Origin of the sequence: Nocardia sp. NPDC051900, from assembly GCF_044452545.1 — a bacterium.
Classification (GTDB): Bacteria; Actinomycetota; Actinomycetes; order Mycobacteriales; family Mycobacteriaceae; genus Nocardia; species Nocardia sichangensis.
In genome coordinates this window covers 59,698-86,187 of record NZ_JBITBU010000018.1, presented here as the reverse complement: position 1 = coordinate 86,187, position 26,490 = coordinate 59,698, and the positions used below count along the sequence as shown (strand labels likewise).

Below are 26,490 nucleotides of genomic sequence, written 5' to 3'. Positions count from 1 at the left end.
GCCGCCGTGCAGCTCGGCGAGGTAGACATCCAGTTCGGGGGCGTCGACGTCGATCCGGTTGGGGGCTCCGCCCGGGGCGGCCGCGTAGCCGTCCGGCGGCAAAGCGCGCCGTTGCGGCGCTATGGGCTCTTGCGGCGATTGGCTCCACCCCGGCTGCGGAGCTGCACATGCGACTCCACGAGGACGTTGTGGATGAAACCGTAGGAGCGGCCGGTGGACCGCGCCAGTGACCGGATGCTCGCACCGGCCTCGTACTGTTTCTTCAACTGGGTTTGTAGGCGATCGCGTGACTTGCCTGTGACGCGTGTGCCCTTACCCAATGTGGCCTTGCTCTGTGGCCTGTCGCTCATGGCTTCCTCCGAGTCGCCGAGCAGCGTCTTTCCAGGCTAAGCACTCAGCAGGCCGTGATCAACGGGTACCTGTGATGAATCTCACGCGAGCTGAATAAGTTCCAGATATTCGGCCGACCAATGGTCTTCTGTCCCGTCCGGGAGCAGGATCACACGTTCCGGAGACAACGCCTCCGCTGCACCCGGGTCGTGGGTCACGAGCACCACCGCGCCCGCATAGGTGCGCAAGGCGTCGAGAACCTGTTCCCGCGACACCGGGTCGAGATTGTTCGTCGGCTCGTCCAGCAGCAACACGTTCGCCGCCGAGGAGACCAGTCCGGCCAGCGCGAGACGGGTCTTCTCACCGCCCGAGAGCGTGCCCGCGGGCTGGTCGAGCTGCGGGCCGGAGAACATGAACGCGCCGAGCAGGCCGCGCAGCTCCTGCTCACCGGCGTCCGGCGCGGCGTGGCGGATGTTCTCCCACACGGTGGCGTTGTCGTCCAGGGTGTCGTGCTCCTGGGCGAAGTAACCGACCTTCAGACCGTGCCCCGGCACCAGACCACCCGCCGTCGGCTGCTCGACTCCGGCGAGCAGGCGCAGCAGCGTCGTCTTTCCCGCGCCGTTGAGCCCCAGCACCACCACCCGGCTACCGCGGTCGATCGCGAGGTCGACGCCGGTGAAGATCTCCAGCGAGCCGTAGACCTTGGTCAGGTTCTCCGCCATCAGCGGCGTCTTGCCGCAGGCGGCGGGCTCGGGGAACTTGATCCTGGCGACCTTGTCGGCGACGCGCACGTCGTCGAGTTCGGCCAGCAGGCGATCGGCGCGCTTGGCCATGTTCTGTGCCGCAGTCGCTTTCGTGGCCTTGGCGCCGAGCTTGGCCGCCTGGGCGCGCAGCGCGCTCGCCTTCTTCTCGGCGTTCGCGCGTTCCCGCCGCCTGCGCTGCTCGTCGGTGGCGCGCGCGTCCAGGTACTTCTTCCAGCCCATGTTGTAGACGTCGGCCTCGCCGCGCACCGCGTCCAGGAACCACACCTTGTTCACCACGTCGGCGAGCAGGTCCACGTCGTGGCTGATGACGATCAGGCCGCCGTCGTGGTTCTGCAGGAAACCACGCAGCCAGGTGATCGAGTCGGCGTCGAGATGGTTGGTCGGCTCGTCCAGCAGCAAGATGGTGTCCGACCGCCCGCCGCTGCCGTCGGAGGCGGCGAACAGGATGCGCGCCAATTCGATTCGGCGCCGCTGTCCGCCGGACAAGGTGCGCAGCGGCTGACCGAGCACGCGGTCGGGCAGACCCAGGCTGTGGCAGATGCGCGCCGCCTCGCTCTCGGCGACGTAACCGCCCAGCGCCGAGAAGCGTTCTTCGAGCCGGCCATACTTGCGGACCGCCTTCTCCCGCTCTTTGTCGTCGGCGACCTCGGCCATCAGCGCCTGTTGCTTCTCCATCTCCCGGATCAGCGTGTCCAGGCCGCGCGCCGACAGCACCCGGTCGCGGGCCAGCACGTCGAGGTTGCCTTCGCGCGGATCCTGCGGCAGATAACCGATATCGCTGGAGCGCAGGATCTTGCCCGCGTACGGCTCCCCCTCGCCTGCCAGGATGCGCAGCGTGGTGGTCTTCCCCGCGCCGTTGCGCCCGACCAACCCGATCCGGTCGCCCGCCTGCACCCGAAGCGCCGGTCCGGGAGCGGACAGCAGGGTGCGGACTCCGGCCCGGACCTCCAGGTCGGTCGCGGTGATCACAAACTTCTCCTCGCGGATCGTGGTGCTGGACGCGTGCTCGATTGTGCGACCCGACGCGCACAAGAACCACCGATTTTACCCGGGGCGCAGGGTGCGCCCGCATACCAGCACCCCGCATGTGACGGCGATAACGGCCCCCGCGGTGGCCTGCGCTACCGTGCGATGCCATGAGTACCGATCTATTGGGCAAGAGCGCTCTGGTCACGGGGGCCAGCCGTGGCATCGGCAAGGCGGTCGCGGCGGAGTTGCTCGCCCGCGGCGCGAACGTGCTGATCACCGCGCGGAAGAAGGATCCGCTGGAGGAAGCCGCCGCGGAGCTGCGCGAACTGGGGCACCAGGGTCAGGTCGTCGCTCTGGCGGGCAACTCGGGCGTCGCCGAGGATCGATCCGCCGCGGTCGAACGCGCGGTCACGGAGTTCGGTTCGCTGGACGTCCTGATCAACAACACCGGCATCAACCCGGTCTTCGGCTCCCTGATGGACGCCGACCTCGATGCCGTGCGCAAGATCTTCGACGTGAACGTGGTCGCGGCCCTGGGCTACATCCAGGAGGCGTACAAGGCGTGGATGCGCGACCACGGCGGCGCCGTGGTCAACGTGGCCAGCGTCGCGGGCATCCGCTCGACCGGCGTGATCGCCGCCTACGGCGCGTCCAAGTCCGCGCTGATCCATCTCACCGGTGAGCTCGCCTGGCAGCTGGGGCCGAAGATCCGGGTGAACGCGGTCGCGCCGGGCGTGATCAAGACGAAGTTCGCCGACGCGCTGTACTCGACCGACGAGGAGCGCGCCGCGAGCGTGTACCCGATGAAGCGGCTGGGCAGCCCGGAGGACGTGGCGCGCTTGATCGGATTCCTGGTCTCCGACGAGGCGGCGTGGATCACCGGCGAGACGGTCCGGGTGGACGGCGGGCTGCTCTCCACGGGCGGAATCTGACCGCGAACGGGAGCCGCCCGCGCTAGCGGAACGCCAATGCGCCGATGGTGTCGGCGTGCCGGTAGCGCAGGTACTTCTCGACGGCCGCGGCGTCGACCGCGCCGGTGGCCGTCGCCAGCGTCACCACCACGAATTCCTTCTCGCTGCCGTCCTTCCACTTGCCGGTGGCGTAGCCCTTCAGGTAACTGCCCGGACGCAGCGCGAGGTCGGCGTCGGTGAACCGGCCCTTCGCCGCGGCGGCCCGGCCCTCGTCGGCCATGCCGAGCACGAACTGCGTGAGCATCAGCGCGCCGCCTTCGGCGCGGTACACCAGCTCCGCCGCGTAGACGCAGCCCAGACCGGTGAGTTTGCCCGCCGCCTCGATGGGGTGGCAGTCGGCGTGATCGCGGCCGTCGACCCACTCGGCGTGCAGTTCGACGCGATCGAACCGGAAGTCCCAGTCCTTCGCGAACTCCGTGTAACTCAACCGGCCCGCCGAAGGGCGCGCACCACGCGACGACGGGCTCGCCGGTCGCGTGCTGGTACCGCCGCCCGCGCGGGTGGTCGCTTCGGCGGTGGCGACCGCGGCTTGCGGGTGCCCTTCCTCGCGCGGCGCCGGCGCCACTCCGATGCCGACCGCGACCAGCACGGCGACGACGCCGATCACCAGCGCGACGACCACACCGGTTCGGGACTCGGGCGGCGGCGGCAGGGGCGGCGCTTCCCACTCCGGCATCGGGTACGCGCTCGGCGGGGACATGCTTCCCCAGTCCGGCGCGTACCGCGCGTCCTCCGGTTTCCCGGACGGATAGGTCATCGCGGTCGCCCTCCCACATCTCCCAGCAGCCGTCCCACCCCGCGTGGGCCTCCCCGAGCCGCCCGAGCGACCCTATCCGATCGAGCCTGCCCCGATCGCCCCGAAATCAGAGCCGGACCGGCTGGAGCCAGTCCTCGCGCCCCGCGGTCGCCGGAGCGGCAGGAGCCTCCTCGATTCCGAACCGCTCGTGCAGTCGGCGCAGCGGGCCGGGCGCATACCAGTTCCAGTGGCCGAGCAACTCCATCGCCGCGGGCAACAGGAAGCCGCGCACCAGCGTCGCGTCCACCAGCACGGCGAGTGGAAGCCCGATGCCGAATGCCTTCATGAAGGTGATGTCCGAGGCGAGGAAGCCGAGGAAGACCAGTGAGATCAGGACGGCGGCGGCCGTGACGATCCGGCCGATCCGCTCCAGTCCGGACGTGACGGCCAGCGCGTTGGACCTGGTGCGCAGGTACTCCTCGCGGATGCGGGCCAACAGGAACACCTGGTAGTCCATGGCGAGACCGAACGCGACGCCGAACAGCATCACCGGGACGGTCGGCGGGAGGTCGCCGGTGACGGTGAAGCCGAGCAACCCGGACAGGTGCCCGTCCTGGAAGATCCAGACCAGCGCGCCGAAAGTCGCGGTGAGGCTCAGGAAGCTGAGCACGACGGCCAGCAGCGGCAGCACGACGCTTCCGGTGAGCAGGAACAGGACCACCACCATGATCAGCACGACGAAGGCCAACGCGTACGGCAGCGCCGAGACGACCGAGCCGATCGCGTCCGTGTTGGCCGCCGCCACGCCGCCGACCAGCACCGGCGAGGCGGCGGGCGTCGCGCGCACGTCGGCGGCGATCCGATCCAGCACCGTGGGATCGGTGGTGTCCGGGACCACCGTCAGATAGGCGGCGTTCTCGGCGCGGAAGCGGTCGGCGGCCGCGGTTGGCGCGACGAGCAGACCGCCGTGGCTGTAACTGCCGGTGACGGTGTCGACCCGGCGGACGTCCTCGATCTCCGACAGCTCACGAGCGTAGGCGTCCAAGCCTGCGGCGCTGTAAGCGCTTTCGGGCAGCACTACGAACAGCCCGTTCTGCTCGGTGGCGGCGAAGTCGCGCTGGATGGTCTCGGTGACCTGGCGGTTGTTCATCGACTCCGGCAGCGACCGTTCGTCGGGGAAGCCGAGATTCACTCCGAGGAACGGCGCGCCCAGTACGAGCAGCAGGGCGGTGACCCCGAGGCCGATGGGCACCGGCCGCATCATCACGAACCGCGCCAAGCGGTGCCAGGCGCCCTCGCCGGGTGCGGGACGGGCCGCGCGCAGGAACCACCACAACTGACCGTTGTCGATCTTGGTGCCGAGCAGGAACAGGATCGCGGGCAGCACGGTCAGCGACACCGTCGCGGCGATCACCGCCACGGCCAGGCCCGCGTAGCCCATCGACCGCACGGCCAGCAGCGGGAAGAACAGCAGGCCCGACAGCGCGACGGCGACCGTGACGGCCGAGAACGCGACGGTCCGGCCCGCCGAGCGCATGGTGGCGGCCACCGCGGCGGCGGGCTGCTGACCGGCGACCAGCTCGTCGCGGTAGCGGCTGATGATCAGCAGGCTGTAGTCGATCGCCAAGCCGAGGCCCAGCAAGGTGGCGACGTTGGTCGCGGTGGCCGCCAGATCGGTGACGCTCGCGATCAGCCACAGCGCGCCCATGGTGATCATCACCGTGATCATCGCGACCACCAGCGGCAGGCTGGCGGCGACCAAGCCGCCGAACACCAGCAGCAGGGCGATCAGCGTGACCGGGAATGCGATGGATTCGCCCAGAACGACGTCTTTCTCGCTCTGCTGCACCGTCTCGTGCAGCAGCATGGCGTAGCCGCCGACGCGCACCTCGAGTGGGCCGTGGGTGCCGCCGAATCGGTCGGCGAGATCGCCCACCCGCTTGTCGACGTCGGCCTCCTCACCGAGGATGCTGGCCACGATCAGGCCCTTGGTCCCGTCGGTGCTGCGCAGCGCGGGCGATTTGTCGGTCCAGTACGACGTGACGCCCGCGACGCCGGACTCCGACTTCAGCTCGGTGACCAGATTCGTCGCCGCGGTGGCCGTGGCGTCGTCGTCCACCGACCGGCGAGTCTGCACCAGCAACACGAAATTCGGGGTGGCCTCGCCGAAGGTGTCGCGCAGCACCGCGGTCGCCCGGCTCGATTCGCTGTCGGGGTCGATGTACCCGCCGCCCTGCACTTTGTCGAACAGCGTCGCGCTCAGCGTGCCCATCGCCAGTGCGAGCACCACGAACACGGCCAGGATCCACCGGCTGCGCCGCCTGGTCAGCTCGAACACTCCGTCTACCCCTAACTCGTTCCGGTCGTGCCGCTTTCGCGCTCGGACTCCAGCGGTCGCCGGTCGGCAACCTGCCCGGCGTGCCATCCGCGGCACGCCGGTGCGCCGACACCTGACACTCGGCACCGGAGCCGGATGCGTACGCCAGCGCCCCGGCATCCTAGCAACGCGGGACAAACTGCGGTGAGCCCGAACACATTCCGTCGGTGCGCCCGGTCCGGCCACCTGCCTGCACGCTCCGGTATGGGAAGGCAACCGAGCCAGGCCGGACGCACTTCCGCACGCGGGGCGGGCGATCCGGAACCCGCGACAGCTTTCGCGAAACGTTCACTTCGCGGGTCCGGACCTCCGCGCCGGAACGTGTTCGACGCCGTGGCTGTGCGACGCTCCAGCGAGCAGATGAGAGGCTCGAACCCATGCATCGCAACACGCTTCCGCGGATCCGGACGAGCCCGGCATGAAGCCGGACGTGGTCGTCTGCGGGCTCGGCCCGGCCGGACGCGCCCTCGCACACCGGGCAGTGGAGCGCGGACTCACGGTCACCGTGGTCGATCCCGCGCCGGAGCGCCGGTGGACCGCCACCTACGCGGTGTGGGCCGACGAACTGCCTGATTGGCTGTCGCCTCAGGTCGTCGCGGCGACGGTACCCCGGCCGATGGCCTGGGGAACGCGCGCTCACCGATTGGACCGCCCGTACGTGGTGCTTGATACCGCCCGGCTGCAAAGGTCGCTGCACCTGGCCGACGCGAGCGTGGTCTCCGAGCGCGCGATCGATGTCGGCCCCGAGCGCGTGACCTTGGCCTCCGGCGCGACGATCACCGGCGGCCGGGTGGTCGACGCGCGCGGACTCGCCCGCTCGCCCGCCCGGGCAGAGCAGACGGCCTACGGCGTCATCGTGGACGCCCGGCGCTGCGCCGGGCTCGAACCGCTGTTTATGGACTGGCGTCCGGACAACGGCGCCGCCCCCGAGGCGCCGCGTTCGTTCCTCTACGCCGTTCCGCTGGACGACGAGCGGGTGCTGCTCGAGGAAACTTGCCTGGCCGGCCGCCCGGCCTTGACCGGTGCGCAACTGCGCACACGCTTGTGGGAGCGCCTCCGCGCCAGAGGCGTCCCGCTCACCGGTGACGAAACCGTGGAGCATGTCCGTTTTCCGGTGCAAGGAGGCCGTCCTGGGTCGAGCAGGTTCGGGGCCGCCGGCGGGTTCCTGCATCCGGCGACCGGGTACAGCGTCGGCGCCGCGCTGTCCGCTGCCGACGCGGTGGCCGAGGGCCGGGACGTATGGCCGGCCGCGGCGCGCGTCGTCCACCGGTTGCGCGGCGCCGGGCTGCGCGCGCTGCTGGCGTTGCCGCCCGATGATCTCCCGCTGTTCTTCGACACGTTCTTCGCGCTTCCCCCGGACGCGCAACGCGCGTATCTGTCCGGCCGCACCGACCTCGCCGGCACGGTCGCGGCGATGAGCGCACTGTTCGCCGCGCTCCCGGGACGGCTGCGTCGGCGTGTCGCGACCGCGACACTCGGAGTTCCGGTTCCCTCGCGCGGTCGGTGGGCTTCGGCCATGATGGGGGTATGAGATCGATCTGGAAGGGCTCGATCGCATTCGGGCTGGTGAACGTTCCGGTGAAGGTGTACACCGCCACCGAGGACCACGACATCCGGTTCCATCAGGTGCACGCCAAGGATGGAGGCCGGATCAAATACGACCGCGTCTGCAGCGTGTGCGGCCAATCCGTCCAGTACACCGAGATCGACAAGGCCTACGAGTCGCCGGACGGCGACAAGGTGGTGCTCAGCGACGAGGACTTCGCGAAATTGCCGGTAGCGGAGAAGCACGAGATACCGGTGCTGCAGTTCGTGCCGTCGGAGCAGATCGATCCGATCCTGTTCGAGAAGAGCTACTACCTGGAACCGGACTCCAGCACGCCGAAGGCCTACGTCCTGCTGGCCAGGACGCTGGAGCAGATCGAACGCACCGCCCTGGTGTACTTCACGTTGCGGCAGAAGACCCGGCTTGCCGCGCTGCGCGTACGCGAGGGCATTCTGGTGGTCCAGACGCTGCTGTGGCCCGACGAGGTCCGCTCCGTGGAGTTCGAATCCCTCGACGGTGTCGCCGAGCCCAGGCCGCAGGAGATCAAGATGGCCGAGACGCTCGTCGAGGCCATGTCCGACGACTTCGATCCGGAGCAGTTCACCGACGAGTACCAGATCGAGCTCAAACGCCTGCTCGACGAGGCGATCGCCAGCGGAACCGGCAAGGTGCCCGAACAGCCGGAGCTCGCGCCGAGCGGCATGGACGCCGAGGTGGTCGATCTGGTCGCCGCGTTGCAGCGCAGCCTGGAGGCCAGCGGGCGCAGGACGGCGGGCGGCGATGGGGCCGAGCCGAAGAAGACCGCGAAGAAGGCCGCGGCCAAGAGCGCCGAAGGCAAGAGCGGCGCCGCCAAGAGCACGGCAGCCAAGAGCACGGCGTCCAAGAGCGGCGCGTCCAAGAGCGCGGCGAAGAAGACGCCTGCGAAGAAGGCGGCCAAAAAGGCTCCGGCTCGCAAGGGCGCCTGATCTTCCTACGGCGGGGCCGCCACGACCGCCGAATCAGTCTTGTGCCGCGCGCTGCCTGCCCTCTTCGAAGAACTCCAGCAGGGCCGCGACGGTGTTCACCGCGGTGCGGGGCCGGAGCGCGCCGAACGGCGCGTTCCAGAAGTCGCCGGCTCGCGGGGTCCACGGCCCGATGTAGGCGTAGGGCCCGGGATGAGCGTCGTCTCCCGGCGAAACCCCGTAGTTCACCTCGTCGACCGTGCTCGACAGATCGAAATGCTCCGGCCACAGCACCGGTGTCACGCCGGACGCCAGGCACCGCAACGCCTTGTCCCCCAGCGCGAACCAGTCCTCGATCAGCCCCGCCGCCGAGGGATCCACTTCGATCGCCGAATCGGTATCCACGCCGGTGGTGTCCGCGTACACCCCTTCCGGCGGCCCGGGTTCGAAACCCGCGGCCTCGGCGACCTCCCGATACGTCCCCTTCAGCCGCGCCCGCCCTTCCGGCCACACCAGTTCCTCCCCGACCACCGAAACCGGCCAACGCACACCGGCGAAACCCCGGTGCACGACTGCCAACCGAATGGTGCCGAATTGTCGATACTGCGGCCCGGCGATCAGCAACTCCGCGACCGCGTGCAGCCCGACGCGCGATCGCCGATATGTCATCTCATCCACCCCCGAATCATCTCCACTGCCGCCGCCCCACCGCACGGGTTCGGCAGGAAGCGGCCGGTCGCCTCGCGCTGTCAGGAAGACGGTCGCCACTCACCCTGATTTCGCGGAAATCCCCTCGCTGGCGCCGAAGCTGGCTTCCTCGTGACTGACCAGCCCCAGCAGGGCAAGGGGGCGGGGTGTGACCGCGATGGTCAGGTAGGAGACCGTGATCGCCCAGCGGTTGACCGCTCGCGGCACGGCGAACGTGTGGTAAGCGCGGGTCACCGCCTTGGCGGGCAGGCCGGACAGGCGGATGCCCATCGGGTTGGCGACCGCGAAGCGCGGCCCGAGGTCGACGACCAGACCCAGGTCGCGGTGCTTGTAGTCGGCGGCCGTGCCGATGCCCAGGCTCGCCGCGACGTTCCTGGCCAGCGTCTTGCCCTGTCGCGTAGCGTGCTGCGCGGTGGGCGGAGTGATCCGGCCCGGCTTGGTGAGGTCGGGCACCGCCGCCGCGTCGCCGCCCGCGAAGACGTCCGGGTGGCCGGGCACGTTCAGATTCGCGTCGACAACCAAGCGGCCCTTCTCCAGCGGCAGGCCGAGCGTGCCGAGCACCGGTGCGCCGGTCACACCCGTCACCCAGGCCACCGTGCGGGTGGGCACCACCGTGCCGTCGGTGAGCACGACCGAGTTCTCGTCGAGTTTCGTCAGCGAGGTCTCCAGCCGGATCTCGATGCCGCGTTTGCGCAGCACCTTCAGCACCTTGTCACTGAGCCGCTCGCCGACCTCGGGCATCACCCTCGGCGCCGTGTCGAGCAGAAGGAAACGCACTTCGGCGGGGTCGAACCCACGGCGCGCGGCGTAGGCGTCGGCGAGGGCGCGCAACTGCGCCACGAGCTCGGTGCCCGCGTAGGACGCCCCCACGACCACCACCGTGCGGCGCGCGCGCCGCACCTCGGGGTCCTCCTCGTCGTCGGCGAGTTCGAGCTGGCGCAGCAGCTGCTCGCGCAGGTACAGCGCTTCGGCGACGGTCTTGAGCCCGCGCGCGTGCTCGGCCAGACCCGGTATGTCGAACAGGCGGGTGACCGACCCGGGCGTGAGCACCAGCCGATCCCATGACAGCTGCCGCGGCGGATGATGCTCGTCTTCCACCGTGATCGTCTTGTTCCGCAGATCGACCGACCTAGCGTTCGCCACCACCAACCGGACCCGCGGCAGCGAATCCGCCAGTGAGATGGCGACGAACCGAGGGTCGATCAGGCCACCGGCCACGTCCGGCAGCAGCGGCGTATAGAGCATGTAGTCGTTGGGCGTGACGAGCACGATTTCGATGTCGCGGTTCGCCTTGGCCACGATGCGGCAGAGCTTCTGGGCGCAGGTGAACCCCGCGAACCCGCTCCCGACGATCACGACCCGCTGCGGGCTCGCAGTGTTCCCATCCGGCACGGAGACCTCCTCGGTGTCAGCTCCCCGACGCGATTCCCGCTCAGGCACATCCGAAACCGCGCTACCGGTCGCCCGTGGCTCCGCCGACCGGCCCATCGGCCGGACCGATTCGGGGTTCGGCAGGCCGAGCGGGCGCGGGGCAGGTTCCCTACCTCCGGAACCGAGCCTCCAGTTCGGCGAGCGTCGCCTGGAGATCGGCCGGGCTGTTGGTTTTGAAGATGCCCTGGTACCCGGTTTCCGCGCGAACCGCGGCCTCGACCTCTGGGTCGTGATAGAGCTGCGCGAGTTTCAGCAGCGTCGGGTTGTCCTTGTCGGCGGCGCGGGCGGCGAAGACGTTGATGTACTGCTTCAGTTCCGGACGTTCGGGGTCGTCGGTGTAGATCACCTCGTTGGATGTCAGTCCGGCGGGGCGGGCGAAGGTGTCGTCGACGAAGGCGGCGTCCACGCTGCCGAGCGACTGGGCGGTCAGGGTCGGATCGATGGGCGTGAGCTTCACCCGGGAGGCGACCGGGTCGACGTCCTCGATCTTGGAGTCCCAGCTCGCGCCGCCCTTCAGCACGATGAGCCCGGCTGCGGCGAGGCCGAGCAGGGGCCGCACCTGGTTGGCCGGGTTGTTGCTCAGGGTGATCTCGCCGCCCTTCGGAATGTCGGCCACCGACTTGTGCTTGCGCGAGTACAGCGTCAGCGGGAAGATCTCGGTCGCGCCGATCGGCACCAGCGTGTCGTTGTTGCGGACGTTGTAATTGGCCAGGTACCGCACGTGCTGGAACTTGTTGAGATCGATGCGCCCCTGCGCCAGGGCCGGATTCGGCTGGTTGTAGTCGGTGAAATTGGTGAACTCCACCGTGATGCCCTGCTCCGCCGCCTTCTTGCGGTAGACCTCCCAGTGCGGCAGCGACAGATCGTTGACCCCGATGTGGACCGCGTCGGATCGATCTTCACCACCGCAGCCGACCGCGGCGACGGCCAATACGGACACGAGCGGGATCAGCAACAGCCGGAGACGCGAGCGCATTATCAGCAAATTAGACGCTCGTTCAGTTCGTGCGGAGGGTTTCGCTCACCACAATCGAAACCGTTGTCGCCCGCTGCGCCCCGTCGCTTGGATTACCGGGTCATATCGCGACGAGCAATCGGGAGCACGAGTGAAATTCCATCGGGTACTGGCGATCCCGGTCCTGGTAGCGACCGCGGCCTTGACCCTGACCGGCTGCGGCGGTGACGACGCTTCCTCGGACAAGGTAGTGCGCATCGGCACCACCGACAAGGATCACTCCTGGGACGTCTTCGAGCAGCGCGCCAAAGACAAGGGCATCACGCTGCGGATCACCAACTTCTCCGACTACAAGCAACCGAATCTCGCGCTGTCGCAGAAACAGATCGACATCAATCTCTTCCAGCATCTGCAATTCCTGGGCGCCTACAACGTCGCGAACAACGACACCCTGACGCCGATCGGTTCCACCTACATCGTCCCGCTCGGTCTCTACTCGAAGAAGCACAAGTCGCCGGCCGACATTCCGCAGGGCGCGGAGATCGCGATCCCGAACGACCCCACCAATCAGGCACGGGCACTGTTCGTGCTGCAAGCCGCCGGGCTGCTGAAACTGTCGTCCGACACCAAGGCGCCGACCCCTGCCGACATCGACAAGGGCGCGTCCAAAGTGCGCGTCACCCCCGTCGACGCCGCGCAGACCGCGCTGTCGCTGGCCTCGGTCGACGGATCGATCATCAACAACACCTTCCTGGAGCGTTCCGGCATCGATCCGCATTCGGCGCTGTACAAGGACGATCCGAAGAATCCCGCCGCGGAGCCGTACATCAACGCGCTGGTCACCCGCGCCGAGGACAAGAACAATCCGGTCTATCTGCAGCTCGCCGAGCTGTGGCACGACCCGGAGGTGCAGAAGGCGCACGACGAGGTGACCAAGGGGACCGCCGTCGAGGTGCGGCGCAGCGGCCAGGAACTCGAGCAGATCCTGCAGCGGGTGCAGCAGACCATCCGCGACGGCAAGTGAGCGACACCGCCGTTCCCGCCGTCGAGTTCCGTTCGGTCACCAAGGTTTTCGGGAAGGGCGCGCAGCGCAATGTGGCGCTCGACAACATCGACCTGCGCATCGAGCAAGGCGAGATCTTCGGCGTGATCGGGTATTCCGGCGCGGGCAAGAGCACGCTGGTGCGGCTGATCAACGCGCTGGAGAAGCCGACGAGCGGCACGGTCGAGATCTCCGGCACACCCATCACCGGCGTGCCGGAGCGCCAAGTGCGGCGGCTGCGGCGCGACATCGGAATGGTGTTCCAGCAATTCAATCTCTTCCGCTCCCGCACGGCCGCGGGAAACGTCGAATATCCGCTGAAGGTCGCGGGCTGGAAGCGCGCCGAACGCAAGGCGCGAGTAGCCGAACTGCTGGAGTTCGTCGGGTTGTCCGACAAGGCCCGCAGTTACCCCGATCAGCTGTCGGGCGGCCAGAAGCAACGGGTGGGCATCGCCAGGGCGCTGGCCACGTCGCCGTCCTTGCTGCTGGCCGACGAGTCCACCTCGGCACTGGACCCGGAGACGACCGGTGAGGTGCTGCGGCTGCTGCGCAAGATCAATCGCGAACTGGGCGTCACCATCGTGGTCATCACCCACGAGATGGACGTGATCCGCGCGGTGGCCGACCGGGTCGCGGTGCTCGCCGAAGGACGCATCGTGGAACTCGCCGACACCTTCGAGGTGTTCGCCACGCCGCAGGCGGCCCCCACCCGCTCCTTCGTCGAGACCGTCCTGCACAACCGCCCCTCCGAGAAGGAACTGCGCCGCCTCGCCGGTCGCCATGGGGGCCGTTTGGTCACCGTCGACGTGGACGACGAGCGCGGCATCGGCGCGGCGCTGGCCGCCGCGGCGCACGCCGAGGTCAGGTTCGAGGTGGTCTACGGCGGGGTGAGCAGCCTGCAGGAGAAGACCTTCGGCAGTCTCACCCTGGCGCTGCACGGCCCCGACGACGCCGTCGACAAGGTGGTCGCCGAACTCGAGCGCCGGTCGGCCTGAAAGGAGTTGCCATGCATACCGATTGGGACAAACTCCGGCCGGTGCTGAACGAAGCGATCGGCACCACGCTCTATCTGGTGGCGCTCACGTTCGTGGTCGGCGGCTTCATCGGGTTGCTGCTCGGCACCGCGCTCTACACCACCCGCAAGGGCGGTTTGCTGGCGAACGCGCCGATCAACCTGCTGCTCAACGTGCTCGTCAACGTGGTGCGCCCGATCCCGTTCATCATCCTGCTCGCCGCGCTCGGCCCGGTGACGCTGGAGGTGGTGGGTACCACGATCGGCACCGAGGCGGCGGCGTTCGTCATGATCGTCGCGGCGTCGTTCGGCATCGCGCGCATCGTGGAACAGAACCTGGTGACCGTCGATCCCGGCGTGATCGAGGCGGCGCGCGCGGTGGGCGCGGGACCGCTGCGCATCATCCTGACGCTGCTGATCCCCGAGGCGCTCGGGCCGCTCATCCTGGGTTACACCTTCGTGGTGATCGCCATCGTGGACATGTCCGCGATGGCGGGCACCGTCGGCGGCGGCGGTCTCGGCGATTTCGCCCTCGTCTACGGCTATCAGCGCTTCGACTGGCAGGTCACGCTCGTCGCGACGCTGATCATCATCGCGGGCGTACAGGGCATCCAGTTCTTCGGCAACTGGCTGGCGCGAAAAGTCCTGCGCCGCTGAGCTACCCGGCGGTCGAGGTGCACGCCGTCAAGCGCACGCTCGCGGGCCGGGGAATCGCGCTGCCGAGACTCGGGAACGGCGGGGCGCTGGGACCGAGGACATCGATGGCCCGGCGTTCGGCTTCGGCGCGGGTGGGTCCCCACGCCCATCCGTGCTTGCCGTCGGCGCCGCGGACGACAGACCCGCAGGCGTTCCAGAACTGCACGACCGTCTGGCAATCGGTGACACCGCATTGGGCGCGTGCCGCGGCATCGGCGGCGGCCGCGCTCGCATAGTCCACCGCCGATGTCACCGCGCCGGTGCTGGGTGAAAGCGCCAGCGCGCCATAGTAGGTCGCCGCATGCGCCGCACCCGCGGGAGCGCCGACCACGGCGCAGGTGGCGGCGGAGACCGCCGCGAGCCCGAGGGCAGCCTTGTGCGGCACCGACATGTGAGGATCCTCCCCGTTCCGAACGACTCGAAGCTCAAATCTTCATTCGGCCCGTGCGCTTTTGTCGAAATGGGCACTTCCCACCATCGGCGGGTGCGCTGGATCGACCCGCGCGACGAACCCCTTTTTCGAGCGTCCGTCTTCGCCGAGAGCGGAGCGCCGGTCGATTCGGCCGTGCGCGCTCAGGTCGGAACGCGTCGATGATCGTCCCCGAGCGCTCCGCGGGGAAGGCGCATGCGGCGGATACGACTCAGCCGCCGGGCGCCTTGTTCAGGCGCTACCGGCGGCTGCGTCAGTTGCGGAGAATCACACCGTGAAGCCGAGGGCGCGCAACTGTTCGCGGCCGTCCTCGGTGATCTTGTCCGGACCCCACGGCGGCATCCAGACCCAGTTGATCTTCAAGTCCTCCACCAGGCCGCTGCGCACCAGCGCGTTGCGGGACTGGTCCTCGATGACGTCGGTCAGCGGGCAGGCCGCCGAAGTCAGCGTCATATCCAGGACCGCGGTGCTGTCCTCCTCGACGCGCAATCCGTAGACCAAGCCGAGGTCGACGACGTTGATGCCGAGTTCCGGGTCGACGACGTCACGCATCGCCTCTTCGATGTCCTCGAGCAGCTTGATGTCCTCGGCGGACAGCTCGGGCAAATCGGCGGCCGGTGCGGCCTGTTCGGCCTGCTCGGTGGCCGGTGTGTCACTCATGACGCTTCCCCGTTTTCCATCGGACGGTTCAGTTCTCTTCCGCGGCCGGCGCGGGCTGCTCGGGGCCGATCCTGAGGACGGCGTCCTTGAACGCCATCCACCCGAGCAACGCGCACTTCACCCGCGCTGGGTATTTCGAGACGCCTGCCAAGGCGACGCCGTCGCCGATCACGTCCTCGTCGCCCTCGATGGTGCCGCGGCTGGAGATCATCTCACTGTAGGAGTCGACCACCTTCAGCGCCTGCTGCACCGGGAGCCCGATCACCTGATCGGTGAGGATCGAGGTGGCCGCCTGGCTGATCGAGCAACCCTGGCCGTCGTAGGAGACGTCGGTGACATCGCCGTTGTCGTCGAGCTGCACGCGCAGGGTCACCTCGTCGCCGCAGGTCGGGTTCACGTGGTGCACCTCGGCCCCGAACGGCTCGCGCAGCCCCCGATGGTGCGGGTGCTTGTAGTGATCCAGAATCACTTCCTGGTACATCTGCTCCATGCGCATGACTTATGCAACCCCGAAGAAGCTCTGGGCCTTCCGCACCGCGGCGACCAGCGCGTCCACCTCGGCGAGCGTGTTGTAGACCGCGAACGAGGCGCGTGCGGTCGCGGCGACGCCGAAACGCCGGTGCAGCGGCCACGCGCAGTGATGGCCCACCCGGATGGCCACGCCCTCGTCGTCCAGGATCTGCCCGACGTCATGGGCGTGGATGCCGTCCACCACGAACGACACCGCGCCGCCACGATCGATGTTCTCGGCAGGCCCGATGATCCGCACGCCGTCGATCCCGGCCAGCCCGTCCAGCGCCGCGCCGACCAGCGTGTGCTCGTGCGCGGCGACGGCGTCCATGCCGATCTCTTCCAGATACCGCACGGCCGCGCCCAATCCGACCACCTGGGAGGTCATCGGCACGCCCGCCTCGAAGCGCTGCGGCGGCGGCGCGTAGGTGCTGTGGTCCATGAAGACCGTCTCGATCATGGACCCGCCGGTGATGAACGGCGGCATCTCCTCCAGCAGCGAGCGGCGAGCGAAGAGCACGCCGACACCGGAGGGGCCGAGCATCTTGTGCCCGGAGAACGCGGCGAAATCCACACCGAGCGCGCGGAAGTCGACCGGCATGTGCGGCACCGACTGGCAGGCGTCGAGCACGACCAGCGCGCCCACCGCCTTCGCCCGGCGGACCAGCTCCTCGACCGGAGCGACCGCGCCGGTGACGTTGGACTGGTGGGTGAACGCGACCACCTTGGTGGCGGGCGACAGTTCCAGCGAATCCAGGTCGATCCGGCCTTCGTCGGTCACGCCGTACCACTTCAGCGTGGCGCCGGTGCGGCGGGCCAGCTCCTGCCAGGGCACCAGATTCGCGTGGTGTTCCAACTCGGTGATCACGATCTCGTCGCCAGGGCCCACGTGGTGCGGGAACCGGTCGTCGGCGAAGGCGTAGGTCACCAGGTTCAGCGACTCGGTGGCGTTCTTGGTGAACACGATCTCGCCCGCGTCCACCCCGACGAACCGCGCGATGTCGGCCCGCGCGCCCTCGTAGGCGTCGGTCGCCTCCTCGGCCAGCTGGTGCGCGCCGCGGTGCACCGCCGAGTTGCTGGTGATCAGGAAGTCGCGTTCGGCTTCGAGCACCTCGATCGGCCGCTGCGCGGTCGCGCCGGAGTCCAGGTACACCAACGGTTTCCCGTCCCGGACCGTGCGGTTCAGGATCGGGAAGTCGGCCCGGATACGGGCGACGTCGAGGGTGCGGACCGTAGCGGTCATATCAAGCTCCAGCGGTGGCGGTCTGAGTGAAACGAACGTAGCCGTTGGCGTCGAGTTCCTCGGCGAGCTCGGCGCCGCCCTCGGCGACGATGCGGCCGCCGACGAAGACGTGCACGAACTCCGGCTGGATGTAGCGCAGGATGCGGGTGTAGTGCGTGATCAGCAGGATGCCGCCGTTCTCGCGCTCCTTATAGCGGTTGACGCCCTCGGAGACGATGCGCAGCGCGTCGACGTCCAGACCCGAGTCGGTCTCGTCCAAAATCGCGATCTTCGGCTTGAGCAGGCCGAGCTGGAGGATCTCGTGGCGCTTCTTCTCGCCGCCGGAGAAGCCCTCGTTCACGCTGCGCTCGGCGAAGGCGGCGTCGATCTCCAGTTCGCTCATCGACTCCTTCACCTCCTTGACCCAGTGCCGCAGCTTGGGGGCCTCGCCGCGCACGGCGGTGGCGGCGGTGCGCAGGAAGTTCGACATCGAGACGCCGGGAACCTCGACCGGGTACTGCATGGCGAGGAACAGGCCCGCACGGGCGCGCTCGTCCACCGACATCGCCAGCACGTCCTCGCCGTCGAGCGTGATCGAGCCGGAGGTCACCGTGTACTTCGGGTGACCGGCGATCGCGTAGGACAGCGTCGACTTGCCGGAGCCGTTCGGGCCCATGATGGCGTGCGTCTCACCGGACTTCACCGTGAGGTTCACGCCCTTGAGGATCTTGATGGGCTCGCCGGACTCGTCGGGGTTCGCGACCTCGACATGCAGGTCCTTGATTTCCAGGGTGGTCATCGAATTCGAATTCCTTTGCCAGGTATGGGGTCGTTGATCAGGCGCCGATGGCGGCGAGTTCGGCCTCGATGGCCGCCTCCAGCCGCTCCCGGACCTCGGGCACCGCGATCTTCTGGATGATCTCGTGGAAGAAACCGCGCACCACCAGGCGGCGGGCGGCGTCCTCCGGGATGCCGCGGGCGCGCAGGTAGAACAGCTGCTCGTCGTCGAACCTGCCGGTCGCGGACGCGTGTCCGGCGCCGACGATCTCGCCGGTCTCGATCTCCAGGTTCGGCACCGAGTCCGCCCGCGCGCCGTCGGTGAGCACGAGGTTGCGGTTCACCTCGAAGGTGTCGGTGCCCTCGGCGGCGGCGCGGATGAGCACGTCGCCGACCCACACGGTGCGGGCGTCGCCCTTGGGCGAGTGCGGGTCGCCTTGCAGCGCGCCCTTGTACAGCACATTCGACTTGCAGTTCGGCACGGCGTGGTCGACGAGCAGACGCTGCTCGAAGTGCTGGCCCGCGTCGGCGAAGTAGAGGCCGAGCAGTTCGGCGTCGCCGCCGGGGCCGTCGTAGCGGACGTTGCCGGTGAGCCGCACCAGATCACCGCCCAGGGTGACCGAGGTGTGCCGCAGCGTGGCGTCGCGGCCGAGCTTCGCGTGGTGGGCGGTGGCGTGCACCGCGTCGTCGGCCCAGTCCTGCACGGCCACCACGGTCAGCTTGGCGGAGTCGCCGAGCACGAATTCCACGTTCTCCGCGTAGGTTCCGCTGCCGCGTTGGTCGATGACCACGGTGGCCTTGGCGAAGTGCTGCAGCCGGATCTGCAGGTGCCCGTAGGCGGTCCTGCCCTCGCCGGGCCCGGTGATCGTGACCGTCACCGGTTCGGCGACCTCGACCTCCTTGCCGACCGTCACGACGGTGGCCTGCTCGAAGCCCGAGTACGCCTGCGCGGCAACGCGGTCGGACGGCACGCCGGCCTCGCCGAGGCGGGCGTCGGAGCGTTCGACCGTCTCCACCGTGACGCCCTCGGCCGCCGCGACCTCGACACCCGTGCGGCCGTCCCGGACCGCGGTGCCGTCCTGCAGTCCACGCAGACGGCGCAGCGGGGTGAACCGCCACGCCTCGTCCTTGGCGGAAGGCACTTCGAAGGCGTTCACGTCGAACGACGTGAAGACCTCGCCCTTGTTGATCGCAGGGGTACGAGCCTCGGCGGCTTCGGCTACGTTCTCCACGGCCATCAGCCGACGGCTCCTTCCATCTGCAGTTCGATCAGGCGGTTCAGCTCGAGCGCGTATTCCATGGGCAGTTCCTTGGCGATCGGCTCGACGAAGCCGCGCACCACCATGGCCATCGCCTCGTCCTCGGTGAGGCCGCGGCTCATCAGGTAGAACAGCTGGTCCTCGGAGACCTTCGAGACGGTCGCCTCGTGACCCATGGTCACGTCGTCCTCGCGGATGTCGACGTAGGGGTAGGTGTCGGAGCGGCTGATCGTGTCGACCAGCAGCGCGTCGCACTTCACCGTCGACTTCGAGCCGTGGGCGCCCTTGTTCACCTGCACCAGGCCGCGGTAGGAGGCCCGGCCGCCGCCGCGCGCCACCGACTTCGACACGATGGTCGAGGAGGTGTGCGGCGCGAGGTGCAGCATCTTCGCACCGGTGTCCTGGTGCTGGCCCTCGCCGGCGAACGCCACCGACAGCACTTCGCCCTTGGCGTACTCGCCGGTCATCCAGACCGCCGGGTACTTCATGGTGACCTTGGAACCGATGTTGCCGTCGATCCACTCCATGGTCGCGCCCGCCTCGGCCTTGGCCCGCTTGGTGACCAGGTTGTAGACGTTGTTCGACCAGTTCTGGATGGTGGTGTAGCGGCAGCGGCCGCCCTTCTTCACGATGATCTCCACCACCGCGGAGTGCAGCGAGTCCGACTTGTAGATCGGCGCGGTGCAGCCCTCGACGTAGTGCACGTAGGCGCCCTCGTCGACGATGATCAGGGTGCGCTCGAACTGGCCCATGTTCTCGGTATTGATCCGGAAGTAGGCCTGCAGCGGGATGTCGACGTGCACGCCCGGCGGCACGTAGATGAACGAGCCGCCCGACCACACGGCCGTGTTCAGCGCGGAGAATTTGTTGTCGCCCGCGGGGATCACCGAGCCGAAGTACTGCTGGAAGATCTCCGGGTGCTCTTTCAGACCGGTGTCGGTGTCCAGGAAGATCACGCCCTGGGCCTCCAGGTCCTCGCGGATCTGGTGGTACACGACCTCGGACTCGTACTGCGCGGCGACACCGGCGACCAGCCGCTGCTTCTCCGCTTCGGGGATGCCCAGCTTGTCGTAGGTGTTCTTGATGTCCTCGGGCAGCTCGTCCCAGGACGCGGCCTGCTTCTCGGTCGAGCGCACGAAGTACTTGATGTTGTCGAAGTCGATGCCGTCGAGGTTGGAGCCCCAGATCGGCATGGGCTTGCGATCGAAGATGCGTAGCGCCTTCAGCCGCTGTTCGAGCATCCATTCCGGCTCGTTCTTCTTCGCCGAGATGTCGCGGACAACCGCCTCGGACAGACCTCGTTGCGCGCTGGCGCCGGCCACATCCGAATCGGCCCAGCCGTAACCGTATTTGCCCAGGGAGGCGATCGCCTCTTCCTGGGTGAGCGGTTGCACCTGGTCGGTGGTCGTCGTCATTCGGCACTCCTTCCGGAGTCGTTCGTTCGTACCGCTGCGGGCTGTGCAGCGGTTGGTGCTGAAGTTTCGGTCCGGCCTGCGGGCAGGACGAGCAGCGGCACGTGCGTAGTGCACGCGCAATCGCCGTTGGCGATCGTGGCCAGCCGCTGCACATGGGTGCCGAGCAGCTCACGGAACGCCTCGAGCTCCGCCGCGCACAGCTGCGGGAACTCCTCGGCGACGTGCGCCACGGGGCAGTGGTGCTGGCAGATCTGCACGCCGGTGCCCACCTTGCGGGTGGTGGCGGCGAACCCGGCGTCGGTGAACGCCTCGGCGATCTCCTCGGCCTTGGCCGTGGTCTGTTCCGTGGTGTGCTCACCGACCGGTTCGATCCCGGCCACGATAGTGCGTGCTCGTTTGCGGGCGAACTCGGTGATGGCCTGTTCGCCGCCGATCTCTCCGAGCTGCCGGATGGCGGCTCCGGCCAGATCGTCGTAGGCGTGGCCGAGTTTGCCGCGTCCGGCCGCGGTGAGCTGGTACTGCTTGGCCGGGCGGCCCCGGCCTTTCTGCTGCCAGGGCGCCGATCGACCGGCCCGCGCCTGACCCGAATCGATCAGCGCGTCCAAGTGCCTGCGCACGCCCGCCGGGGCCAGGCCGAGCCGGTTCCCGATGGCGGTGGCGGTGATCGGTCCTTCCTCCAGCAGCAGCTGGACGATGGCCGCTCGGGTATGCCCTTCGCCGCCGACCGTCGCGGGCGCAGCAACCGACCCGGCGTCGGCCTTGCGACCGGCTCCTTCGTCGTCCCTCCGCAAACCCACGGTTTTCACAACATCAGTGTGGCGGAATTCGTTCCCGAAAGCTAATAAGGGTGCCCTGAGTCAGCGGCCCCGTCGACCTGCGGCGATTCCGGCACGGCGGAGGGCCCCATGCCGCCGTGCCGGACAGGTGTCCACCCGACGCGATGCCGGGTCGCAGCACAACTTTCCCGGCTGACCTGCGCAGAGAAAACGCCGCTCGGAACCAGGCGAGCCGCGTCCGCACGACTCCGGGCGTCGAGCGCCGAGCGGACAGCCCTCCTATCGGCGTCGGGGACAGGGCATGCAGTGCGATTCGTCACAGGCGCTCAGCGCACGGCGACCAGTTTCATCGGCGTTTCCAGCAGCGCGTCCACCGCCTCGTCCCACTCAACCGTGACCGTGGTGACCAGCGAGGGATCGAAACGACCCGCGGCGACGAGATCGAGCACCTCGGGAATGACCGGGCGGACGTGCGCGCGACCCGTGTGGAAGGTGCAGCAGCGGGTGTACATGTCCAGGATCGGCAGGGCGACATCCTGCGACTGCACGCTGACGCTCGTGCACCAGCCGTCGTAAGCCGCCGCATCGATCGCCGCGCGCAGCGACTTCGCCCCGCCGGCCGCCTCGACCACGATCGGGAACCGTCCCACCCGGGCGTCGCGCGGGCCTTCGATCGCCTCGGCGCCGAGCGATTTCGCGATCTCGAGCCGCTGGTCGGAGTCGTCGAGATAGACCACACGGGCAGAGCCGAGCGCGACCGCGAGCCCGGCGGCGTACAGGCCGATCGACGGCGCGGCGGGGCCCCCGATCACCAGTACTTCGGCAGCGGGATCGGCGGCCAGCTGGGGGCCGACCGAGCGGTAGGCGTCCGGGATGTTGTCGCTGGCGCTGGCCACCGCGACCGGGTCGACACCGGACGGCAGGCGGACCAACATGGCGTCGGCGTGCGGTACGAGCGCGAGGTCGGCCCACAGCCCGCCCCAGTCCAGCCCGCCCATGGCGCCGAGACCGAAGGTGGACAGCCGCGGATGGCTGGTGCAGTTCCCGGTCCGGCCGCGCGCGCACGCCCGGCAGGCGCCGCACGAGATCTGGAACGGCACCACCACGAGGTCGCCCACCGCGACGTCGCGGACCTCCGGCCCCACCTCGACCACTTCGGCGACTCCCTCGTGCCCGAAGGGATACGGCCCGGGTAGCGGGAAAGCGCCGCGCAGCACGGCCGGATCGATGTCGCAGGTGGCCAGCGCGACCGGCCGAACGAGCGCCTGATCGGGTCCGCCGAGGACGGGTTCGGGGTGGTCTTCCCAGCGCATCGCACCGGGGCCGGTCAGCATCAGTCGCTTCATCGTCCGAGTGTCGCTAGAACGTTCTTTCTAGTCAACGGCCTCACTTCGAATCTCCCTCCTCAGCGCGCATTTCCGGAAAATTTCCGGGCAACGCCGCATCGGCTTCGATTTCGTCCGAACCTTCCGCCGTCAATACCGCGCCACCGATTCCCGCCGCCGCGAAGGTCGCCCGGATCAGCCGCTCCATCGACTTCGCGACCGTGCGCAGCGGTGCGTCCGTCTGGCGGATCCGGGCCAGGATGGTGGCGCCCTCGTAGGCGGCGACCACAGTGGCGGCGAGTTCGGCCGCGTCCTCCCCGCTGAGGCCGAGTTCGGCGAGCAGCCCGGCGAACGCCTGCTCCATCGTGTCGAAGGCGCGCACACAGGCCGAGCGCACCGCCGCCACGTCGCTGCCGCCGTCCAGCGCGGGCGTCCCGATCGGGCACCCGTCGGTCCATTCCGAATCCGCGAGCTTGCCCACCATGAATTCGAACAGCGTGGCCAAGGTGGCGAACACGTCGGTCGGCGCCTGCCGGATCATCCGGCCGGTCAGCACGCCGGTCCCGGTGATCGCCGCGACCGCGATCTCCTCCTTGCCCCCCGGAAAGTGGTGGTAGATCGAGCCGTACGGCAGTTCGGCCGCCTCGCTCAACGCCTTCAGACCGAACCCGTGATACCCGTGCCGCGCCAGCAGCCCGGAGGCGGCCACCTCGATCCGCCGCCTGGACTCCGAAACCATGCGTCGATTGTGCCGTGTGAGCGCCGCCGGTCCGGGCGGAACGATCTACAGCTGCTTCACGATTGCGCCTTGTTCATCGAGGATTGCGATCGATGGCGTGCCGTCCATGGCCACGCGCAACTGAATCCGCGGCCGTCCCTGCGGATCGCACAGTGTCAGCCCCGTTCCGTTCTCGGTGTCAGCGAACAGTCGCAGACCCATCGCATGAGTCGCTTCCTCGAGCGGCGTGTTGGGATCACCTATGTGCTTCATGGTCAGTGCAGCACCGGCAGGCGCGTCCTCCCAATTGGCCCCCAGGTGGATCGCATCCCCGTTGGGGTAGTCCAACGCGATCTGCGCCCCGAGGCTGGAGGCGGTGATGCCACCCTTTTCGTCGCCATTCTCGTCGTTGAACAGCAGATACGAGGCATCAGGCCCTTGCCGCATCTGTGGCGGATACGTCTTACCTCCGAGGATGATGGGTGGCTTCGCCGTTGCCAGCAGGAACCGTTGCTTGCCGCGATTGTCGACCACAGTGAACGAATCTTCGGCGGTCACGTCGTCCGTATCGCCCACCTTCGCCGCTGCGGCCCCGATTCCGACGCCTGCGGCAGCCACCGCGGATCCGATCACGACCGACCGCCGACTGACCATGTGCTGCTGGTTCGTCTCATCTGTCACCGTCCGATCGTATTTACCCGGTGCCTATCCGAGCGCGCTCTACCGACGACCTCGACATGCTCTCCCGCGAGGCGTCACCCTGAGATGGAACTCCGATGTGATGACACAGTTCGCGGCCCGGCTGCGTCAGTTCGACTGACGGCACAGACTCCCATCGGAGATACGGGACAGTGGCGGGCCGGTCCGAGGTTGGTGACGAGCCGACGACCGCACCGATCACATCCCGCCTTCAGCATCAGCGCGGCATGCTCCTGAAAACCGAATCCATGTGCCGAGCCGGCGGTGGTCATGCCGTGGCGGGAGCGGTGGGCACTCCTGGATATTGTTCTGGCGGAATATACAACGGCAAGCCCATCTCCGGTCGAACTATGGGTGCCAGCGCGTAGCGCCGAGAATTAGGGCGCGCGACGGGGTGGTGGGCGAACGCCGATGGTCGCTTCGCTCCCTGGATGACCTCGGACGAGGTCGCGGGCACACCCACTAGGCTTCGTGGCGTGGCGGTACTGGAGGGCGCGCGGCGCAGGACACTGGCGTTCGGGCGCCGGGCACTCGGACTCGACGTGCCCGCGGCCGATCACACGATCGCGGTGCTGCATCGCGACGAGTCGGAGGTGCCCGGTCTCGACCGCAAGGAGCTGGCGCAGCTCGACCGGATCCGCCTGATGGGCGCGACCGGCACGGTGCTGATGGCGATCAGCGCGCTGGGCATCGGCGCGCAGCCGGTGCACCAGAACCCCACGTCCGGCGTCCGGGTGCTCGGCATCTTCGCCCGCGCCCACACCGGATCGCTGGCCATGTGCATGACCGGCACCGTCGTCGTGGTGCTGGCCTGGCTGCTGCTGGGCCGGTTCGCGGTGGGCGGTATCGGCGGCTCACCACTGCACCGGCTGACCCGCTCGCAACTCGATCGCACGCTGCTGCTGTGGCTGATCCCGCTCAGCGTCGCTCCCCCGCTGTTCAGCAACGACGTCTACTCCTATCTGGCGCAGAGCGAGATCGCCGCGCGCGGCATCGACCCCTACGAGGAAGGCCCGGTCGCGGGGCTCGGGATCGACAACGTCCTCACCAACAACGTCCCGACCATCTGGCGTGACACCCCCGCGCCCTATGGCCCGCTGTTCCTTTGGATCGGCCGCGGCATCGCCGAACTCACCGGGGACAACATCATCGCGGGCGTGTGGGTGCACCGGATCCTCGCGCTCGGCGGCGTCGCGTTGATCGTCTGGGCACTGCCCCGGCTCTCGGTGCGCTGCGGCGTCGCGCCGGTCAGCGCGCTGTGGCTCGGCGCGGCCAACCCGCTCGTGCTGTTCCATCTGGTCGGCGGCGTGCACAACGACGCGCTGATGCTCGGCCTGATGCTGGCGGGCCTGGAGTTCTGCCTGCGCGCCATCGAGGACACCCACCCGTTCGACGGCCGCGCCTATGCGCGGCTGATCGGCGGCGCGGTCATCATCACGCTGTCGTCATCGATCAAGTTCACCTCGATCATCGCACTCGGTTTCGTCGGCATGGCACTGGCTCGCAGGTGGGGGGCCTCACTGCGGACGGTGGCCATCGCGGCCGCCATGCTCGGCGCGATAGCCATCGGCACAACGCTTTTCATCAGTTCGGTGAGCGGGCTCGGATTCGGCTGGATCTACACGCTGAACACCGCGAGCGTGGTGCGCAGCTGGATGTCGCTGCCCACGGTGCTGGGCATCATCACCGGATTCGGCGGCGTGCTGCTGGGGCTCGGTGATCACACCACCGCGCTGCTGAGCATCACCCGGCCGATCGCGGCGCTGGTCGCGGCCTTCTTCACGGTGCGCATGCTGGTCGCCACCGGCACCGGGCGGCTGCATCCGGTCGGCGCGCTCGGCGTGGCGCTCGGCGCGATCGTGCTGCTGTTCCCGGTGGTGCAGCCCTGGTATCTGCTGTGGGCGATCGTCCCGATGGCCGCGTGGGCGACCAGGCCGGTGTTCCGCGTTCCGGCGGTGGCGTTCTCGGCGATCGTGAGCGTGATCCTGATGCCGCGCGGCGCCGATCTCGAGGTGTTCCAGATCGTGGGCGCCGCGATCGCCACCGTGATCGTCGGGGTGCTGTTCATCGTGATCACGCGCAATTCGCTGCCCTGGCGCGGGCAGACGGGGGTGTCGGCTCCGTCACAGGTGCCCACCTCTTACGGTGTGACATCGTGACCGAGCGTGGCGAGGGAGCCATCTACACAGCATCACCGGGTGCGCCGGAATCGAGCGTCGGC

General features: G+C 68.6%; 25 protein-coding genes. 7 read left to right on the top strand and 18 right to left on the bottom strand.

What is annotated here, in order from left to right; all coding sequences use genetic code 11:
• Positions 1–119 precede the first annotated feature (119 nt).
• Both ACIA5H_RS27620 and ACIA5H_RS27615 read right to left on the bottom strand, forming a co-directional pair.
• Positions 120–350 (bottom strand): helix-turn-helix domain-containing protein, encoded by a 231-nt coding sequence (locus ACIA5H_RS27620; protein ID WP_355070859.1) that lies wholly within the window; start codon positions 348–350, stop codon positions 120–122.
• Between the two features lie 81 nt (positions 351–431).
• Complete coding sequence (locus tag ACIA5H_RS27615; protein ID WP_356961853.1) at positions 432–2,063, bottom strand: ABC-F family ATP-binding cassette domain-containing protein; 1,632 nt, start codon at positions 2,061–2,063, stop codon at positions 432–434.
• A gap of 167 nt (positions 2,064–2,230) precedes the next feature.
• Here ACIA5H_RS27615 and ACIA5H_RS27610 point away from each other — a divergent pair, with 167 nt between their 5' ends.
• Complete coding sequence (locus ACIA5H_RS27610) at positions 2,231–2,995, top strand: SDR family oxidoreductase (RefSeq protein WP_355070855.1); 765 nt, start codon at positions 2,231–2,233, stop codon at positions 2,993–2,995.
• 22 nt (positions 2,996–3,017) lie between these two features.
• Here the strand turns inward: ACIA5H_RS27610 and ACIA5H_RS27605 are convergent, their stop codons facing one another.
• Entirely contained in the window at positions 3,018–3,791 is a 774-nt protein-coding gene (locus ACIA5H_RS27605; protein WP_397078293.1) for a hypothetical protein, read from the bottom strand.
• A gap of 106 nt (positions 3,792–3,897) precedes the next feature.
• The gene (locus ACIA5H_RS27600) at positions 3,898–6,108 is read right to left on the bottom strand and encodes an MMPL family transporter (protein ID WP_397078291.1); all 2,211 of its coding nucleotides are present in this window, start codon (positions 6,106–6,108) and stop codon (positions 3,898–3,900) included.
• A 457-nt stretch (positions 6,109–6,565) separates the two neighbouring features.
• Between ACIA5H_RS27600 and ACIA5H_RS27595 the strand changes: the two genes are divergently transcribed.
• Both ACIA5H_RS27595 and ACIA5H_RS27590 read left to right on the top strand, forming a co-directional pair.
• Positions 6,566–7,678 (top strand): lycopene cyclase family protein, encoded by a 1,113-nt coding sequence (locus ACIA5H_RS27595; protein ID WP_397078289.1) that lies wholly within the window; start codon positions 6,566–6,568, stop codon positions 7,676–7,678.
• Positions 7,675–8,658: a Ku protein gene (locus ACIA5H_RS27590; RefSeq protein ID WP_379251856.1), complete on the top strand. Its 984-nt coding sequence runs from the start codon at positions 7,675–7,677 to the stop codon at positions 8,656–8,658. The genes ACIA5H_RS27595 and ACIA5H_RS27590 overlap by 4 nt, the downstream gene beginning before the upstream one ends.
• 33 nt (positions 8,659–8,691) lie before the next feature.
• On the opposite strand, the gene ACIA5H_RS27585 is transcribed toward ACIA5H_RS27590, so the two are convergent.
• The 3 genes from ACIA5H_RS27585 to ACIA5H_RS27575 all read right to left on the bottom strand — a co-directional run bounded on the left by ACIA5H_RS27585 (position 8,692) and on the right by ACIA5H_RS27575 (position 11,749).
• Positions 8,692–9,303, bottom strand: a complete 612-nt coding sequence (locus ACIA5H_RS27585; RefSeq protein ID WP_379251857.1) for a hypothetical protein — start codon at positions 9,301–9,303, stop codon at positions 8,692–8,694.
• 99 nt (positions 9,304–9,402) lie between these two features.
• Complete coding sequence (locus ACIA5H_RS27580; RefSeq protein ID WP_397078286.1) at positions 9,403–10,734, bottom strand: NAD(P)/FAD-dependent oxidoreductase; 1,332 nt, start codon at positions 10,732–10,734, stop codon at positions 9,403–9,405.
• 148 nt (positions 10,735–10,882) lie between these two features.
• Positions 10,883–11,749: a MetQ/NlpA family ABC transporter substrate-binding protein gene (locus ACIA5H_RS27575; protein ID WP_397078284.1), complete on the bottom strand. Its 867-nt coding sequence runs from the start codon at positions 11,747–11,749 to the stop codon at positions 10,883–10,885.
• A gap of 130 nt (positions 11,750–11,879) precedes the next feature.
• On the opposite strand from ACIA5H_RS27575, the gene ACIA5H_RS27570 reads away from it, so the two are divergent.
• The 3 genes from ACIA5H_RS27570 to ACIA5H_RS27560 are packed head-to-tail and all read left to right on the top strand — an operon-like array spanning position 11,880 to position 14,439.
• Entirely contained in the window at positions 11,880–12,752 is an 873-nt protein-coding gene (locus ACIA5H_RS27570) for a MetQ/NlpA family ABC transporter substrate-binding protein (protein ID WP_379251860.1), read from the top strand.
• Positions 12,749–13,765, top strand: coding sequence for a methionine ABC transporter ATP-binding protein (locus tag ACIA5H_RS27565; RefSeq protein WP_364431212.1), 1,017 nt, complete (start codon positions 12,749–12,751; stop codon positions 13,763–13,765). Before ACIA5H_RS27570 ends, ACIA5H_RS27565 begins: the two co-directional genes overlap by 4 nt.
• A gap of 11 nt (positions 13,766–13,776) precedes the next feature.
• Positions 13,777–14,439, top strand: coding sequence for a methionine ABC transporter permease (locus ACIA5H_RS27560; protein WP_195042705.1), 663 nt, complete (start codon positions 13,777–13,779; stop codon positions 14,437–14,439).
• Between the two features lies 1 nt (position 14,440).
• Here the strand turns inward: ACIA5H_RS27560 and ACIA5H_RS27555 are convergent, their stop codons facing one another.
• The 11 genes from ACIA5H_RS27555 to ACIA5H_RS27505 form a co-directional block, all read right to left on the bottom strand.
• A complete protein-coding gene (locus ACIA5H_RS27555; protein ID WP_355070838.1) occupies positions 14,441–14,869 on the bottom strand; it encodes a DUF4189 domain-containing protein in 429 nt (142 codons plus the stop codon).
• A gap of 306 nt (positions 14,870–15,175) precedes the next feature.
• Positions 15,176–15,514 carry a metal-sulfur cluster assembly factor gene (locus tag ACIA5H_RS27550; protein ID WP_355071057.1) on the bottom strand — a complete coding sequence of 113 codons (339 nt, stop codon included), beginning with the start codon at positions 15,512–15,514 and terminating at the stop codon, positions 15,176–15,178.
• An 82-nt stretch (positions 15,515–15,596) separates the two neighbouring features.
• Positions 15,597–16,064: a Fe-S cluster assembly sulfur transfer protein SufU gene (gene sufU / locus ACIA5H_RS27545; RefSeq protein WP_379251864.1), complete on the bottom strand. Its 468-nt coding sequence runs from the start codon at positions 16,062–16,064 to the stop codon at positions 15,597–15,599.
• A gap of 3 nt (positions 16,065–16,067) precedes the next feature.
• Positions 16,068–17,321: a cysteine desulfurase gene (locus tag ACIA5H_RS27540; protein WP_356961837.1), complete on the bottom strand. Its 1,254-nt coding sequence runs from the start codon at positions 17,319–17,321 to the stop codon at positions 16,068–16,070.
• 1 nt (position 17,322) lies between these two features.
• Positions 17,323–18,099, bottom strand: a complete 777-nt coding sequence (gene sufC / locus ACIA5H_RS27535) for a Fe-S cluster assembly ATPase SufC (RefSeq protein WP_355070834.1) — start codon at positions 18,097–18,099, stop codon at positions 17,323–17,325.
• 37 nt (positions 18,100–18,136) lie between these two features.
• Entirely contained in the window at positions 18,137–19,315 is a 1,179-nt protein-coding gene (gene sufD / locus ACIA5H_RS27530; protein WP_397078279.1) for a Fe-S cluster assembly protein SufD, read from the bottom strand.
• Positions 19,315–20,751: a Fe-S cluster assembly protein SufB gene (sufB, locus tag ACIA5H_RS27525; RefSeq protein ID WP_067801810.1), complete on the bottom strand. Its 1,437-nt coding sequence runs from the start codon at positions 20,749–20,751 to the stop codon at positions 19,315–19,317. The genes sufD and sufB overlap by 1 nt, the downstream gene beginning before the upstream one ends.
• Positions 20,748–21,557 carry a helix-turn-helix transcriptional regulator gene (locus tag ACIA5H_RS27520; protein ID WP_379251866.1) on the bottom strand — a complete coding sequence of 270 codons (810 nt, stop codon included), beginning with the start codon at positions 21,555–21,557 and terminating at the stop codon, positions 20,748–20,750. Before ACIA5H_RS27520 ends, sufB begins: the two co-directional genes overlap by 4 nt.
• A 296-nt stretch (positions 21,558–21,853) precedes the next feature.
• Positions 21,854–22,873 carry a zinc-binding dehydrogenase gene (locus tag ACIA5H_RS27515; protein WP_397078276.1) on the bottom strand — a complete coding sequence of 340 codons (1,020 nt, stop codon included), beginning with the start codon at positions 22,871–22,873 and terminating at the stop codon, positions 21,854–21,856.
• A 40-nt stretch (positions 22,874–22,913) separates the two neighbouring features.
• Positions 22,914–23,591 (bottom strand): TetR/AcrR family transcriptional regulator, encoded by a 678-nt coding sequence (locus ACIA5H_RS27510; protein ID WP_397078274.1) that lies wholly within the window; start codon positions 23,589–23,591, stop codon positions 22,914–22,916.
• A gap of 45 nt (positions 23,592–23,636) precedes the next feature.
• A complete protein-coding gene (locus ACIA5H_RS27505) occupies positions 23,637–24,251 on the bottom strand; it encodes a hypothetical protein (RefSeq protein WP_397078272.1) in 615 nt (204 codons plus the stop codon).
• Positions 24,252–24,700: 449 nt separating this feature from the next.
• Here ACIA5H_RS27505 and mptB point away from each other — a divergent pair, with 449 nt between their 5' ends.
• On the top strand, positions 24,701–26,428 hold the full coding sequence (gene mptB, locus ACIA5H_RS27500; RefSeq protein ID WP_379251870.1) for a polyprenol phosphomannose-dependent alpha 1,6 mannosyltransferase MptB: 1,728 nt from the start codon (positions 24,701–24,703) through the stop codon (positions 26,426–26,428).
• Positions 26,429–26,490: the final 62 nt, after the last annotated feature.